At 57.7% G+C, this 15,914-nt stretch carries 12 protein-coding genes, 1 pseudogene and 1 riboswitch; of the genes and pseudogenes, 11 read left to right on the forward strand and 2 right to left on the reverse strand.

Going from position 1 to position 15,914, the window contains the following annotated elements; translation table 11 throughout:
* The 7 genes and pseudogenes from ACIQJ2_RS24340 to ACIQJ2_RS24370 form a co-directional block, all read left to right on the forward strand.
* Positions 1-228, forward strand: a pseudogene (locus ACIQJ2_RS24340) (bifunctional methylenetetrahydrofolate dehydrogenase/methenyltetrahydrofolate cyclohydrolase); the annotation flags it as partial.
* Between the two features lie 112 nt (positions 229-340).
* Positions 341-1,474 carry an aminomethyltransferase family protein gene (locus tag ACIQJ2_RS24345; protein WP_400671763.1) on the forward strand — a complete coding sequence of 378 codons (1,134 nt, stop codon included), beginning with the start codon at positions 341-343 and terminating at the stop codon, positions 1,472-1,474.
* A gap of 10 nt (positions 1,475-1,484) precedes the next feature.
* Positions 1,485-2,090 (forward strand): dimethylamine monooxygenase subunit DmmA family protein, encoded by a 606-nt coding sequence (locus ACIQJ2_RS24350; protein ID WP_400671761.1) that lies wholly within the window; start codon positions 1,485-1,487, stop codon positions 2,088-2,090.
* Positions 2,087-3,052, forward strand: coding sequence for a PDR/VanB family oxidoreductase (locus ACIQJ2_RS24355; RefSeq protein ID WP_400671759.1), 966 nt, complete (start codon positions 2,087-2,089; stop codon positions 3,050-3,052). The genes ACIQJ2_RS24350 and ACIQJ2_RS24355 overlap by 4 nt, the downstream gene beginning before the upstream one ends.
* A 29-nt stretch (positions 3,053-3,081) precedes the next feature.
* Entirely contained in the window at positions 3,082-4,122 is a 1,041-nt protein-coding gene (locus tag ACIQJ2_RS24360) for a heme-dependent oxidative N-demethylase family protein (protein WP_400671757.1), read from the forward strand.
* A gap of 65 nt (positions 4,123-4,187) precedes the next feature.
* Positions 4,188-5,525 carry an NAD(P)-binding domain-containing protein gene (locus ACIQJ2_RS24365; protein WP_400671755.1) on the forward strand — a complete coding sequence of 446 codons (1,338 nt, stop codon included), beginning with the start codon at positions 4,188-4,190 and terminating at the stop codon, positions 5,523-5,525.
* A gap of 120 nt (positions 5,526-5,645) precedes the next feature.
* Positions 5,646-6,245, forward strand: a complete 600-nt coding sequence (locus ACIQJ2_RS24370; RefSeq protein WP_400671753.1) for a PAS domain-containing protein — start codon at positions 5,646-5,648, stop codon at positions 6,243-6,245.
* On the opposite strand, the gene ACIQJ2_RS24375 is transcribed toward ACIQJ2_RS24370, so the two are convergent.
* Positions 6,242-8,611: a DUF1989 domain-containing protein gene (locus ACIQJ2_RS24375; RefSeq protein WP_400671751.1), complete on the reverse strand. Its 2,370-nt coding sequence runs from the start codon at positions 8,609-8,611 to the stop codon at positions 6,242-6,244. The two genes, ACIQJ2_RS24370 and ACIQJ2_RS24375, sit on opposite strands and share 4 nt — an antisense overlap.
* A gap of 243 nt (positions 8,612-8,854) precedes the next feature.
* Between ACIQJ2_RS24375 and ACIQJ2_RS24380 the strand changes: the two genes are divergently transcribed.
* Positions 8,855-10,639, forward strand: coding sequence for an APC family permease (locus ACIQJ2_RS24380; RefSeq protein WP_199150020.1), 1,785 nt, complete (start codon positions 8,855-8,857; stop codon positions 10,637-10,639).
* 772 nt (positions 10,640-11,411) lie between these two features.
* Here ACIQJ2_RS24380 and ACIQJ2_RS24385 read toward each other — a convergent pair.
* Positions 11,412-12,299, reverse strand: coding sequence for a LysR family transcriptional regulator (locus tag ACIQJ2_RS24385; RefSeq protein WP_400671749.1), 888 nt, complete (start codon positions 12,297-12,299; stop codon positions 11,412-11,414).
* A 195-nt stretch (positions 12,300-12,494) separates the two neighbouring features.
* Positions 12,495-12,705, reverse strand: a riboswitch (cobalamin riboswitch).
* A gap of 329 nt (positions 12,706-13,034) precedes the next feature.
* On the opposite strand from ACIQJ2_RS24385, the gene ACIQJ2_RS24390 reads away from it, so the two are divergent.
* The 3 genes from ACIQJ2_RS24390 (at position 13,035) to ACIQJ2_RS24400 (ending at position 15,871) form a co-directional block, all read left to right on the forward strand.
* The gene (locus ACIQJ2_RS24390; RefSeq protein WP_400671746.1) at positions 13,035-14,018 is read left to right on the forward strand and encodes a DUF1852 domain-containing protein; all 984 of its coding nucleotides are present in this window, start codon (positions 13,035-13,037) and stop codon (positions 14,016-14,018) included.
* A 27-nt stretch (positions 14,019-14,045) separates the two neighbouring features.
* Positions 14,046-15,074 carry a methionine synthase gene (locus ACIQJ2_RS24395; protein ID WP_199150017.1) on the forward strand — a complete coding sequence of 343 codons (1,029 nt, stop codon included), beginning with the start codon at positions 14,046-14,048 and terminating at the stop codon, positions 15,072-15,074.
* 296 nt (positions 15,075-15,370) lie between these two features.
* Entirely contained in the window at positions 15,371-15,871 is a 501-nt protein-coding gene (locus tag ACIQJ2_RS24400; RefSeq protein ID WP_400671744.1) for a flavin reductase, read from the forward strand.
* Positions 15,872-15,914 lie beyond the last annotated feature (43 nt).

A 15,914-nucleotide genomic window follows, 5' to 3' on the forward strand; every position in this document is an offset into this window, starting at 1 on the left:
CCGGGGGCGACGGTGATCGATGTCGGCATCAACCGCATCGACGCGCCGGAGCGCGGCGAGGGCAAGAGCCGTCTGGTCGGCGATGTCGCCTTTGCTGAGGCCTCCGAAGTCGCACGAGCGATCACGCCGGTTCCGGGCGGCGTCGGGCCGATGACGATCGCCATGCTGATGGCCAATACCGTCATTGCGGCCCACCATGCGGATGGCAAAGTGCCGCCGAAATTTTGAATGAAATGCGGTCCGTGGGATGAGAAAAAACCCTTCGGATCGACTTGCCAAGGCATGAAAGACGATTATAGTCAGGAAATAAATATTCCATAGAAGAAAAAGAGGGAACGAAATGGCATTATCATGGCGTTTCTCCGCCTTGGCGGACCGGCACCGTGCTCTCGGATCGAAACTCGAAGACTGGAGCGGTATGGGAACCGCCTGGACTTACGAGAAGGACATGTCGGACGAGCATGTCGCGATCCGCACCAAGGCCGGCATCATGGACGTTTCCGGCCTCAAGAAGGTGCATCTGGTCGGGCCGCACGCCATTGCCGTGCTTGACTATATCACCACCCGCGATATGTCGAAAATCTATCCCGGCCGCTCGGTCTATGCCGCGATGCTTAACGATCGTGGCTACTTCACCGATGACTGCATCGTCTACCGCACCGGCCCGAATTCCTGGATGCTGGTGCATGGCTCGGGCTCCGGTCACGAGGAAGTACTGAAACAGGCAGCGGGGCGCAACTGTGCGGTTCTCTTCGACGACGATCTGCATGACCTGTCGCTGCAAGGCCCGGTCGCCGTCGATTATCTGGCCAAATATGTGCCCGGTATCCGCGACCTCAAATACTTCCATCACATGCAGACGACGCTGTTCGGCGCGCCCGTGATGATCTCGCGGACCGGCTATACCGGCGAGCGCGGTTACGAAATCTTCGTGCGTGGTCAGGATGCTCCTATGGTCTGGGATCGCATTGTCGCGGAAGGCAAGGAGATGGGGATCATTCCCTGCTGCTTCAGCGTTCTCGACATGCTGCGCGTCGAAAGCTACTTGCTCTTCTACCCCTATGATAACTCGCAAATGTATCCCTTTGCCGACCAGCCGCCCGGCGACAGTCTCTGGGAGCTCGGCCTTGATTTCACCGTCAGCCCAGGCAAGACCGGCTTTCGTGGCGCCGAGGAACACGCGCGCCTGAAGGGCAAGGAGCGCTTCAAGATCTTCGGCATGTTGATCGATGCCGATGGCCCGGCCGATCTCGGCGACGAGGTCTATGCCGACGGCAAGAAGGTTGGTGTCATCACCTGTCCCTGCTATTCTGCGCTGACGAAGAAATCGATGGCGATCGCGCGCCTAGACGTCGACAAGGCCGTGCAAGGGACAAAGCTCGAAGTGCGAGGCAAGAGCCTCAAGGCAAGCGCGATTGCCCATACGCTGCCATTCGATGATCCGGAGAAGAAGAAGAGGACGGCCATCGGCTAAGGAGGCGCTCATGCTTGTCGAAGGCATCAAGAGCCGACCGGTTTACCATGGTCTCGCAATCCAGCCGCATGCCCGTTGGCATCTCTTCGTCCTTGAAGGGGAGGGCGCTCTTGCTCTTCTCGATCAAGGCTCCATGCTTGATGATGCAACGCTGTCGCGCAGCGAAATCCTCTATGTTGCGCGCGGTTCGCAAGGGAAAGGGCATGACGACGCCTTGCGCGGGCTCGGCGCCGACATGTTCTTCACGGCGCCGACCATCGGTACCTTGCTCTTTCGCTTGAGAGGCTCGCTCTCGACGGCTCACATGGGCACGCGGCTTTATATAGCGGGCACTGAAGGCTTTATCGGCCAGGCGATGATGGTGGCACTGGATCTGGGCATGGACTACGCCTCGATCATGACGGAGCATCGCGGCTCGCTCGCAAGGCGCGTGCAATGCGTCCACTGCAAGGGCACCACCGACGATGTGATGCATTCCCCGTTTGCCTGCAGCCATTGCGGCCTGCCGCTTTTGGTTCGAGACCATTATTCGCGCCGTCTCGGCGCCTTTCAGGGCGTCAACATCGATGCGGAAGAGCCGGGTAGCGCGCCCGATCCCGAGGAGTTGTTCCTGTGAGCGGTGGTACAGAAATTCCGGTTCGTGTTGCAAGGGTGACGCCAGTCGCCGATCGCATCAAGCGCTTCCGCTTTGAGCGTCTCGACGGTGAGCCGATGCCTTATTTTTCCGGCGGCGCGCATGTGATCGTCTCCATGAACGATGACGGGCATGTCCGTCGCAACGCCTATTCGCTGATGTCACCACCGCATGATTGTTCGGCCTATGAGATCAGCGTGTTGCGCGTTGAGGAATCGCGCGGCGGTTCGGCCTTCATGCATGAGAGGGTGCGTGAAGGCGATGAGCTCAAGGTCAGCTATCCGGTCAATCTCTTTCAACCCGACTGGCGTGGCCGCAAGCATCTCCTGATCGCCGGCGGCATCGGCATCACCCCATTCATTGCGATGATGCAGCAGTTTTCCCGCGAGAGCGCCAATTTCGAGCTGCATTATGCCGTGCGTTCGCTCGATCGCGGCGCCTATTGCCGCGAGCTCGTCGAGCAATATGGCTCGCAGCGGATCAAGATCTATTGCGATGCCGATCGCAATTTCATCCCGGTCGCTCGACTGCTGGAAAGTCAGCCGCTCGGTACGCATCTCTATGTCTGTGGACCTGCCGGCATGATCGACGGCGTGCTGAAGACGGGCATCGAAGCCGGGTGGCCGCAGCAGAACCTGCATTCGGAACGCTTCCTGTCGTCGCAACCCGGCAAGCCTTTTTCCATCGTGCTGACCCGATCGGGCAAGACAGTGCATGTCGGCCATCATGAAAGCATGCTGGAAGCCATCGAAGCTGCCGGGGTTGATCCTCCCTTTCTCTGTCGCGGCGGTGCCTGCGGCCAGTGCGAGACCGGCGTTGCCGTTTGTAACGGCAGGCTTCTGCACAATGACGTCTATCTGAACGATGAAGAAAAGGCCTCTGGCCGAAAGGTCATGATCTGCGTCTCCCGCTTTGAGGGGAGCATGCTGCATCTCGACCTCTAGGCATCTGGCCGATACCCAGGAGAACGGACATGGCTATCGCCTTCAAGCAGGAAACGTTTCGCGACGATTTCAGCTATCGCAACAGTCCGGAAAACATCCGGCGCTTTCCGTTCCCGTTCGATCGCGACGAATACATGTATTCCGTCAACATGGAACCGCATGTGAAGGGGCAGAAGGACACGGTCTTCGAGAGTCTCATCGACGTCGATGAGCACTATGTCGCGGAGATGCATGATCGGGCGCTGGTGCTGAAGGAGGACCCTCTGCGCTATCAAGCGCTGCCGCATATGATGACCGCGCAATGGGACACACTGGAGCTCTTGATGGAGGAGCAGGCTGCCGGCTATCCCGAGCACTTCACGCTGACCAGGAACGGGGATGAGTGGCGCTGGATCAATCGTCCTCTCGGCATCGACGACACCTTCACATTCGGCGATGCGTCGACGCTGCCTTACGAACCCTTCGAATATATCACGCGCCAGGCGCAGGGAGATTTCTGCATCGTCGACCAACGCGACGGCAATCTCTGGATGGATGCCGGGATGGTGACGACCCAGGCAGACTGGTCGCTCGATTTCGATATCGGCATGAACTTCATGGAATGGCATGGCCCGGTGCCGCTTGCCCACCAGAAGGGCATCTTCGACCGCGCGCTGAAATTCCTCCTGAACCTGCAACAGGGCAAGCCGACGCGCCGTCTCAACTGGACGATGACCATCAACCCCCGTCTCGATACCAGCCCCGAAAACTATCCGAAATGGGGTCCCGACCGCACCACAGTCACTCCGGAAAATGTCGGCGAGAAGGTGCACCTTCGTGTGGAATTGCAAAGCCTCTGGCGCCTGCCGCGTTCGAACGCCATCCTCTTCGTCATCCGCTGCTATCTGATGAACATGGACGAGCTGGTGACGGTGCCGAAGTGGGCGCGCCGCTTCCCGCGAGTGCTGCGCACACTCCCTCCCGAGCTCATCGACTACAAGGGACTGACGCGCTATCGCGAAACGACGATCGACTGGCTTGCTGCCTATGACGATGGGGCGCCGACGAGCCCCGGCATCTTCCCGGATTGATACCGGGCCGCGCCCAACGACTGCATACGATAAAAATTCGATACAATCGAGAAGGGGAATGCTTCATGACACGAGTTGCCGTTATCGGTGCCGGCCCTTCGGGCCTTGCCCAGTTGAGGGCCTTTCAATCGGCCGCAAAAAAGGGTGCTGATATCCCCGAGGTCGTCTGCTTCGAAAAGCAGGCGGATTGGGGCGGCCTTTGGAACTACACCTGGCGCACGGGTCTCGATGAATATGGCGAACCCGTGCATGGCAGCATGTATCGATATCTCTGGTCGAACGGCCCGAAGGAATGTCTGGAGTTTGCCGACTACTCTTTCGAGGAGCATTTCGGCAAGCCGATCGCCTCCTATCCGCCGCGCGCCGTTCTTTGGGACTATATCAAGGGCCGCGTCGAGAAAGCCGATGTGCGCAAATGGGTACGTTTCAGCACGCCGGTGCGCATGGTCCGTTTCGATGAAGAGACGAAGACGTTCACGGTGACAGCGCATGATCGCACCCAAGATCGGATGTATGATGAGGTGTTCGACTATGTCGTCGTTGCCTCAGGTCACTTCTCGACGCCGAACGTGCCCTATTTCGAGGGCGTGAAGACATTCAACGGCCGTGTGCTGCATGCACATGATTTCCGCGACGCGCTGGAGTTCAAGGGCAAGGACGTGCTGCTCGTCGGCCGCAGCTACTCGGCCGAGGATATCGGTTCGCAATGCTGGAAGTACGGGGCGAAATCCGTGACGACGAGCTATCGCTCCAAGCCGATGGGTTTCAAATGGCCTGCCAATTTCGAGGAGCGGCCACTTTTAACGCGGCTGGAGAACAAGACGGCTTATTTTGCCGATGGCTCGTCGAAAGATGTCGACGCATTGATCCTGTGCACCGGCTATCAGCATCACTTCCCCTTCCTGCCCGATGACCTGCGCCTGAAGACGGCCAATCGCCTCTGGGCCGACCACCTCTACAAAGGTGTGATTTTCGATGGAAACCCGCAGCTTTTCTATATCGGCATGCAGGACCAGTTCTACACCTTCAACATGTTCGACGTGCAGGCCTGGTGGGCGCGCGATGTCATCATGGGTCGCATCAAGCTGCCGCCGGAGGCCGAGCTGCAAGCGAATTTCGACAAGTGGCGCGCGCGTGAGGAGACACTTGAGGATGCCGAGCAGATGATCTGGTATCAGGGCGACTATGTGAAGGAGCTGCTCGCCGAGACGGATTATCCGAGCTTCGATATCGAAGGGACGAACAAGACCTTCATGGAGTGGGAACACCACAAGGCGGAGAATATCATGGGCTTCCGTGATCACGCCTATCGGTCGCTAATGACCGGCAACATGTCGCCCAGGCACCATACGCCTTGGGTCGATGCGCTCGATGACTCGATGGAGGAATATCTGCGCAACTAATAATGTACCAGGCACATTTCCGCGTAAACGGGCAGGGGAGGCACGAGGCAGCCCCTGCCTGTCTGTCTGAGTTGAGACGAGGCGATTTGATCGGCAACTTTTTCATCGGATATGGTCTTCATGGATTTTCAAACCAGTGTTCTCGGCCGCATGAGCGGCTTTCTCTATCGCTGCCGCGCTGACGAAAACTACACGATGCTCGACATGACCGATGGCATCGAGCGCGTCTTTGGCTATGCCGCCGACGAGATCATCGGCAACCGAAGTCGAACCTTCACCTCCATCATGTATGAGGAGGACGTTCCGCTGATGGATGAGGTGGTCGGGCAAGCGCTTGAAGGGCGTACCGATTGGACGATGGAATATCGGATCCGCCATCGTGCCGGCCATCTCGTCTGGGTGACGGAAACCGGCGGCGGCGTCTGGGACGCTTCCGGTACGCTGCTTTATCTCGAGGGCAGCATCATAAATATCGAGTCGCTCTATCAGCGCATCGATGAGCAGACCGCCGGCATGCGGGTGACGGCTTCGAAAACCAACGAGATCCTGCAGTCGCTCCGCTATCTGAAGCTGCTTGCCGTCAATGCAGGCATCGAGGCGGCGAGAGCGGGGACGGCAGGGTCGGGATTTGCGGTGCTGGCTGCGGAGATGCGCACGCTTGCCAACTCGTCGGAAGAGGCTGCGCGCGCGATCTCGAACACGCAGAGGCGGGCAGATTAAGAGCGCGGCCGCGTCTTCTGCGGGTCGTAGTGGGATAGCGGCACAATGACGGCCGGAAGCCGCTTCTGATGGCCATCGAGTTTGCCGATCTCGACCTTGGTACCAACGGCCGCATGCGTGACGTCGATACGGGCGAGCGCGATCGTCTTACCAAGGATCGGCGAGCGGGTTGCGCTGGTGATTACCCCGATCTGCGCACGGCCGATATGGATGCAATCGCCATGTCCGACCGCCTCATTGGCCTCGATATCGAGCCCGACCATCAGGTGACGCGGGTTCTCCTTGCGCCTGATCAGAGCCTCGCGCCCGATGAAATCATCCTGCTTGGATTTCAAAGGTACGCTGAAGCCGATGCCCGCTTCGAAAGGATCCGTCTGGTCGTCGAATTCGTGATGGGCGAAGATCAGGCCGGCCTCGATGCGCACCATGTCGAGCGCCTCCAAGCCCATCGGCTTCAGACCATAGGGTTCGCCAGCCTTCCACACGGCGTCGAAGACGGTTCCTGCATCCTTCGGGTGGCAAAAGATCTCGAAGCCAAGCTCGCCGGTATAGCCGGTGCGGGAGACGACGACCGGCACGCCCTCGAAGGTGCCGATACGGCCAACGGTGAAACGGAACCACTCCAGTTCGCCGATTGTCGGCTGGCGCGGTGCCGTCCAGATGATCTCCTTGAGAATATCCCTGCTCTTCGGACCCTGCAGTGCGATATTGTGCATCTGATCCGTTGACGAGCGGACCCAGGCCTTGAAGCCCTTCTTCTCAGCCTGCTCACGCAGCCAGATGCCGCTATAATCATCACCGCCGATCCAGCGGAAGTTCTTGTCGCCCAATCGAAACAGCGTGCCGTCGTCGATCATGCCGCCATGTTCGTAGCACATGGCGGAATAGACGACCTGGCCGGTCGACAGTTTGCGGACGTCGCGGGTCAGGCAGTATTGCAGAAGCTCTTCCGCATCCGGTCCGGTCACCTCGAATTTGCGCAGTGGCGACAGGTCGATGACAACTGCGCGCTCGCGACAGGCCCAATATTCCTCAACCGGTCCTTCGGAGGAAAAGCGGTTCGGCAGCCAGAAGCCGCGATATTCGGTATAGTCGCGCGTCATGGCGGAAAGGCGCGGGTGAAACGCGGTTTCGCGCGTCAGTTCGGGATCAGCATCTGGGGTCATGCGATAGGCCACCGCTCGTGTGAATTTCTCTTTGCCGGAAAATGTGCGCACGTGGATATCAGTCGGGTCCCAGCCATTGGCCGCGTCGATATCGTCGGGGCAGGAGGAGGAGACACAGACAAGATCGGTCAGTGCGCGCATCAGGACGTAGTCGCCCGGTCTCGACCAGGGTTCGTCGAGATATAGCTGATTGTTGTGATCGATATTGGTGTTGTAGAAGTAGTTGAGCGCCTCCCAACCCTTGCGGCCGGCAATACCATAGGGCGCGAGCGCCGCGTTGAAATTGTCGGTGCAGTTCACGTGGCCCGGATAGCCCATGTCGTCATAATAGCGGGAATTGCAGGCCGTCGCGAACGCATCATGCCGACCGACTGTATCCTGCACGATTTCCACCAGCGGTTCAAAATCGCGGTCGAAGGCCTTGGACGGCAGGCCGGGTGTCGGATAGCTGCGGCCGAGCAGGGTGCGGGTGACGGTGGAGTCGAGCGCAAGGTCCAACCCCTTGTCCACCTTGCGGGCAGAAAAGGCCTGAAAATCCGTGCATTGCCGCCCGTAGACATCGATGATCTGGATGAATTCTCCGGCACGCACGAAATAGGCTGACGCGGTTGCCGCTCTGATGCGGATATCCTCTATCGGGTCGGCGAGCGGTTCGGGCAGGGCGGAGATGTAATCCCGCAGGATCGTCGCACGCCTGATCCTCACTTCAACGGGTGTTGCCGTGTCCTGTGCCTCCGGCGACATGGACGCCCCGGGAGCGCAGACGATCAGCAAACCCTTGAGAGCAATGGTGAACTCGGCCCGGCTGCCCGGCGGAGAGGCTTCGCCGAAGAGGCGTAGTGCCCCCGCAGAGGCGATATCGGCGCCGCGTCGTTGCAGCGCCGCACGCACACGTGAGGCGCTCTCCTCTCCGGAGGACAGGATGGATTTCAATCCCTCGGCTTCGCAGTTAAAGGCGGTACCCAATCCTTCGGACTGAAAACGACCCTTATCGTCGAGGAAGGCGAGCTCGCATACCTGGCCGCCCTCGCAGTCGCGCAGTGTTGCGCGATCGCCGGGTTCCACACGCAAGACCAGCGTACCACCCCCCTTGCAACGATAGCGTTCGGTGTCGTGCGGCAGTGTCGAAATGCCTGGATAGCGGATAGTACTTGCCGACACGGGCCGAATTCCGGCGATCGGCGGATGGAGATCTCGCATATAGCCCTCTCGGGAAATTGATGTGCCTCACCACACTGGAATCATGCTGACAAAATGCCGTCCGAAAGTAAAGTGATGTTGACTAAAAAGAAAATATCTTCACTATGCATAAAGGGCATGCATCTGGAACCCGCGCACAGACTCGGCTCATGAAAACCTCCAGCAAGCCCCGTAATGCCATGGGAGGCACGTTCAGGGAGACGTACGAAGATACGTCCGGAACAAAGATGGGGAATATCACCAATGACGGATATTGTGGACGCCGGCGTTTCCGCTGGCACCGAAGGTAAGCTTATACGCGCGCTCGACTGGAAGGGCGCGTTCTGGGTGGCTGCGGGCGTGCCGCCACTTGTTCTCTTCTCCATCGGCGGCATCGCCGGCACGACAGGCAAGCTTGCCTTCGTCGTCTGGATCATTTCGATGGTCATGGGGTTCCTGCAGTCTTTTACCTATGCCGAGATTGCCGGCATGTTCGCCAACAAGTCAGGCGGTGCATCGGTCTATGGCGCAACGGCATGGCTGCGCTATTCGAAGTTCATCGCGCCGCTTTCGGTCTGGTGCAACTGGTTCGCATGGTCGCCGGTGCTGTCGCTCGGCTGTGCCATCGCAGCCGGTTATATTCTCAATGCCTTTTTCCCGATCCCGGCCGCGGATTCGCAAGCGGTGCTGAGTTGGATCACTGCCCATGCGACGTCGGTTGCAGTCGATAGCCCGCGTGTCGCCGAATACATTACGGCCCATGCCGGCACATCGCCGCAAGATGCAGTAAAAGCGCTACTGAGCGCCGATGGCGTCGCCGCTTTGACGCCTGCCATTCGCAACTGGTCTCTCGTCAGCTTCAATATTCCATTCCTCGCAATGGCCAACATCAACGCCACCTTCTTCATCGGTGGCATTCTGATGCTGATCATATTTGCAATCCAGCACCGCGGTATCTCCGAGACGGCAAGTGTGCAGAAATGGCTGGCGATCATCGTCCTCGTCCCGCTGCTTATCATTGGCATCTATCCAATTGTCAGCGGCCAGATCGTCTCCAGCAACGTCACCGGTCTGGTGCCGCCGACGGCCGCCTATGCCGGGACAGATGGAACCTGGAGCAATGGTGGCTGGACGCTTTTCCTGGGTGGTCTCTACATTGCCGCCTGGTCGACCTACGGGTTTGAAACCGCGGTCTGCTACACTCGAGAACTTAAAAATCCGAAGACCGACACCTTCAAGGCGATCTTTTATTCGGGTCTTGCCTGCTGCATCTTCTTCTTCCTGGTGCCCTTTGCTTTCCAGGGCGTGCTCGGCCACGCTGGCATGCTGGCGCCCGGTATCGTCGACGGCACCGGTGTCGCCGAAGCGCTCGGCGGCCTGATCGGTGCCGGCCGCATAGTCACCCAGCTCCTCGTGATCCTGATGATCATGGCACTGTTCCTGGCCATCATGACCGCAATGGCCGGGTCTTCGCGCACGCTCTATCAGGGCTCGAAGGACGGATGGCTGCCGAAATATCTTGATCACGTGAACGAGCATGGTGCACCGACCAGGGCGATGTGGACGGACTTCGCCTTCAACCTCTCCCTTCTCGCCATTGCATCCGACACAAGTGGCTATTTCTTCGTACTTGCCGTCTCCAACGTCGGCTACATCATCTTCAACTTCCTCAATCTCAACTCCGGCTGGATCCACCGCATGGATTCCGGCCATGTCGAGCGTCCGTGGAAGGCACCGTCCTGGCTGATCGGTCTCAACACCGTTCTGGCTTTCGTCAACGCGCTCTTCCTCGGTGCAGGCGCCAAGGTTTGGGGCTATGCCAACGCACTCTGGATCGGCTTTGCTTTTGCCGCCCTGATCCTGCCAGTGTTCGCCTACCGGCATTATGTGCGTGACGGCGGCAAATTCCCGGCCGGGGCTATGGACGATCTGGGTCTTGTTGGCCAGGACCTCGGCGTGAAGAAGGCGGGAATTCTGCCATATCTGGCCCTGGTTGGAGGCCTCGCCATCGTGCTGATTGCCAATTGGGCCTTCCAATTGCCGGCTTGAAATAGAGCAATGATAACGACTGCTCCGCTGTGGCTCGCCACAGCGGAGCAGGCTTTATAGGATCCTGTCTTTGTATGGGGACATGAACTACCTGACATCCCAACCTTATAGGAACTTCGAATCTGATCAGCGATGATGGGGATGAGAGATCTTGACCCATCTACCGCCGGCATCGCTTTCGAGCCGGCATCATCGTTCACGCGGTGCGGCTTCATTTCCGCCGAGCCAGCGGATGGTGGAGGAGGTGAACCGTGGGAGTCGTCGCAGAAGACGATGGAGCAACCTTGAGAGAAGATATTCTTTAAGCTGTTGCGGTCGCCCGCGTTGGCCTAAAGCGTTCAAACACTGAGCACCGCCATCCTGCCGCATGACCAGCGGGCCAGGGGTTCGAACTCCTTAGAGAGCAGTTGTCTCAATCACACTTGTACCGTCTTGTGCGATCCGGATATCCATTTCCGGGGGAACACCTGTCGCACCATGTGGCTTGGACATGCATTGCGAACCCGCGGCTCTTTATGCCGACGAACGCGGGGTCCTGGCCATCATAAGATTGCCTCGCACTTCCTGCCGGAAAAACACGGCCGGCCGATGAATGCGCCGGCGGTTTGTCACGGCTTATCGAAATCGGCACTCTCGAGGTGTTTGCCCATTGGAATATGGCGGCTGGATCTACTCCTCCCGCGATAGCCAAAGTCATCGGCGCAGCCTAGGTGGCGAACCGATCGAGATCGGCAAGCTCCACTGCGCCGATGCCGTCATGACTATTGCAGCTTTAGGCCGATGCCTGGCGCGACGTCGCGAGAAACCCGGCGATGAAATCGACAGTGTCGTCGCCATCTCTTAATCCGAGGTGGATGCTTTTTTTGATGCCGTGCTGGCCGATGCGGACTGGCCGGACACCCAGTGCTGCCGCCTCCCGACGCACCAACCAGTCAGGAATGGCGCTAACCCCGCGACCTGCCGCCACGAGTTGAAGCATCATTTCAGTCGTTTCAACATTCCGATGATGGCGCGGGCGACAATTGGCGGGCACTAGGAATTGCGTGAAGACATCCAGCCGCTCCGGCGGTACCGGATAGGTGAACAGCGTCTCATCCAGCAGGTCAGCAGGTTCGGCATGACGCTTCAGCGCCAGCGGATGGTCGGCCGGAACGGCAAGCACCAATTCGTAGTCGAACACTGGCAGATAGTGAATTGCGGGCATCTCGATCGGATCCGGTGTGATCAGGATGTCGATTTCGTATCCGGTGAGAGCGGCAACGCCACCGAAGGCAAATGATGTCGTCAGCTCCAGGCCCACATCCGGCCATTCCATGAGATAGGGCTTTGTGACACCCATAAGCCACTGGTGGCACGGATGGCATTCCATGCCGATCTTGAGAGAGCCTCGCTGGCCGTGGCGATAATCCGACAGGACATCCTCAGCCCTTTCGATCTGGGGGAGAACGCGCTGCGCAAGCGTCAGGATGTAGCGGCCGGCCTCGGTGAGACGAAGGGTGCGGCCATCCTTTTCCCACATCGCCACGCCATAGCGTTCTTCGAGCTTGCGGATCGTGTGGCTAAGGGCAGACTGGGAGACGTTCAGCCGCTCCGCTGCAGCCGTCAGGCTGCCCATGCGGTCGACTTCACGCAGGATCGACAGATGTTGCCTGTCCAGCATTGTCACGCCCGCCCTTCGCCAATGGGAAGGACGGTATCGACGAGCTTGGTTGTCGAGGCGGGCTGGGCAGGCTTTTCTATCGTCGCGGTCTCTGTCATTGGCATTACCATAAGTTTCGGCAAGGCGGCGGCATGACGCAGAGACGACGGCACAGGGGTACCGAACGCGAAAGCGGCACTCCGGGACACCCCGCCCGTGGACGTTATCTATCGCGGCAGGTTTCCTGGCTTGCGGGTCGTTGCTTTCGTCCGCCTTCCCGAGGCGCGCCTCAGTGACATGGATGGACGTTCGCTCGCCGCTTACAGTTGCGGGGGCAGCTTCGGATTCAGGCTGTGATCAAAACCCTCACCGAATTCCCTCTTAGCTCCGGACTCCCGTCCGCAGAACCACGATGACGAACCAATGTCTTATGTCGCTTGCGTGGTCAAGGCGTTCATCACCGGAATACAAGGAAGTGATTGTTACGGGGTTCGAAGCGGATGACTTTTCTGTCCGCCTTTATCTGCGCCGTCTTTTAAGGCGGCTCTTACGGCAAATCATGAACACGGCTCATGCTTCCGTGAGATAATACCATTGTTACTTAATGGATGTGTCAGGCATAAAACGCACAACGCTCTCAAGTCCGGATAGCACAAAGGCTGCCGGCTGAAGCAATGGCAAATAATATCCGGTGTATCCTGAATCATGTATCAAAAGACTCAGGATCTATATCGGGATATAGGACGTCCGATCGCGATGAATAAACGATTCAATTTCAATATTAAGAGAATTACTTTTGATGAGGACTATCGCCCCTCAGAAAACACGCGTATCACGACCAACTTTGCCAATTTGGCGAGAGGGGAGAGCCGTCAGGAAAACCTCCGCAATGCCCTGAAGATGATTGATAATCGTTTCAACGCCCTGGCGCATTGGGATAATCCCAAAGGCGATCGCTATTGCGTCGAACTCGAAATCATTTCGGTTGAAATGGCTATTGCTACTGAAGGCAACAATGATGCCTTCCCCCTGATCGAAATATTGAAAACGAACATCGTTGATCGAAAGACCAACGAACGCATCGAGGGTATCGTCGGGAATAATTTCTCCTCTTACGTCCGAGATTACGACTTCAGCGTCGTTCTGCCGGAGTACAACAAGGATCGCGCCGCATTCGGCATGCCAGAGAATTTTGGCGAGTTGCATGGCAACCTGTTCAAATGTTTTGTGAATTCTGATGCCTACAAAGAGCATTTTCACAAGCCGCCGGTCATATGTCTGAGCGCCTCAAGCAGCAAGACATACCGTCGGACTGGAAATCAGCATCCTGTATTGGGCGTCGAATACCAGCAGGATGAATTGTCGTCGACCGATCTCTACTTCCAAAAAATGGGGCTGCAGGTTCGCTTCTTCATGCCGCCGAATAGCGTTGCGCCTTTTGCCTTTTATTTTCTCGGCGATCTGCTCGATGACTATACCAATCTCGAGCTCATCAGCACCATCAGTACGATGGAGACTTTTCAGAAGATTTACCGGCCCGAGATCTACAACGCCAATTCCGCGGCAGGGGCCTGTTATCAGCCAAGTCTCAAGCATCAGGATTATTCACTGACCCGTATTGTCTACGATCGCGAAGAGCGTAGCCGGCTGGCTGTTGAGCAGGGAAGGTTTGCTGAGGAGCACTTCATCAAACCATACAAGACCGTTCTTGAGCAATGGTCTGCCAATCACGCCATTTGACGAACCAGAAACATAAGGCCGCCTATCATGAAAACACTGTTGCCCACGTCAACCGCCGGCAGCTTGCCAAAGCCCTCGTGGCTTGCAGAGCCGGAAAAACTCTGGTCGCCCTGGAAATTGCAGGATGAGGAATTGATCGAGGGCAAACAGGACGCCTTGCGCTTATCCTTGGACGATCAACGGCAGGCAGGGATCGATATCGTCAGCGACGGCGAGCAGACGCGCCAACATTTCGTGACCACCTTCATCGAGCATCTCGATGGGGTTGATTTCGAAAAACGCGAGACCGTCAGAATTCGGGATCGCTATGATGCGAGCGTCCCTACGGTCGTCGGCGCGGTGTCTCGCAAAAAGGCGGTTTTCGTCGAAGACGCCAAGTTCCTGCGTAAGCAGACCAAGCAGCCCATCAAATGGGCTCTGCCGGGTCCGATGACGATGATCGATACGCTCTTTGACAACCACTATAAAAGCCGCGAAAAGCTGGCCTGGGAATTCGCCAAGATCCTCAATCAGGAAGCGAGGGAATTGGAGGCTGCCGGCGTCGATATCATCCAGTTCGACGAGCCCGCATTCAATGTCTTCTTTGACGAGGTGAATGATTGGGGCGTTGCCACGTTGGAAAAGGCGATCGAAGGGCTCAAGTGCGAAACGGCCGTCCATATTTGCTATGGCTACGGTATAAAAGCCAATACGGATTGGAAAAAGACCCTGGGGTCGGAGTGGCGGCAATATGAGGAATCCTTCCCCAAATTGCAGAAATCCAGTATCGGTATGATTTCCCTGGAGTGCCACAACTCGCACGTTCCAATGGATCTCATTGAGCTGGTCCGAGGTAAAAAAGTGATGGTCGGCGCCATCGATGTGGCAAGCAATACCATCGAAACGCCAGAGGAAGTGGCCGCTACTCTGCGAAAGGCACTGCAATTCGTCGATGCCGACAAACTGTGCCCCTGCACCAATTGCGGCATGGCACCTCTCCCTCGCCGAGTGGCGAGAGGCAAGCTGAATGCTTTGGCTGCAGGCGCCGAAATCGTGCGAAGAGAACTCTCGGCCTAGTGCCAGCAGAATATAGTGAGGTGTAGAGGGGTTATCTTTTCAGTCTGATTGGATCGAAATCCATATCAAAGGTAACCCCTGCCTATCTCATGATGTCGAGAAGGGGCGGCGAAGAAACATGTCGCTTCGTGACGTCTACCGCCTGATGGCGCCGCATGTTGTCACCCGGCGCTTTGCTGCACCCTCGGATGTTGCCGATCCTGGGTGCGAGGGGGCTTTGCCGCACCGATTACGAACCGCGGACGTTGTGCAACCGCCTCGGTTTTACCCATCCAGAACGCGCTCGAGAGGCCGATATGAGCATAGTGGATCATCGCTTCGACATCGTAGACAAGGCCAGGTTTCGCAATGGCATGTCGCGCCTCGGTTCCGCAGTCAACGTCGTCACCACCAGATCAGGTGGCAAGCGGTACGGCTTTACGGCATCGGCGGTCTGCAGTGTCAGCGACACGCCGGCAACGCTTCTCGTCTGCATCAACCGTGCGAGCTCGTGTTTTCATGCCTTCGCAAACGCGCGCCATTTCTGCGTCAACACGTTGATGCCGGGTCAGGAGCACATTTCGAAACACTTTGGCGGAAAGACGCTGGTGGAGGATCGATTCGCGCTTGGCGAATGGAGAGAGGGTCTCACGGGTGCCCCAGTCCTTTCCAACGCCTCAGTCAGCTTCGAATGCGAGCTCACCAATGCCGTCGACGAGGCAACCCACCGCATCCTCTTCGGGCGCGTTATCGATATTCGTGAAAACGAAGAACGGGCTACGCTGCTCTATTGCATGCGCCGCTACATCAGCGCCTAGATCATCAGGACCGCATTCCCCGGCGCTATCGGTCGCGCATCAA

The sequence above is a fragment of the Rhizobium sp. NPDC092011 genome (genome assembly GCF_044756305.1).
In the GTDB taxonomy this organism is placed as follows: Bacteria; Pseudomonadota; Alphaproteobacteria; order Rhizobiales; family Rhizobiaceae; genus Rhizobium.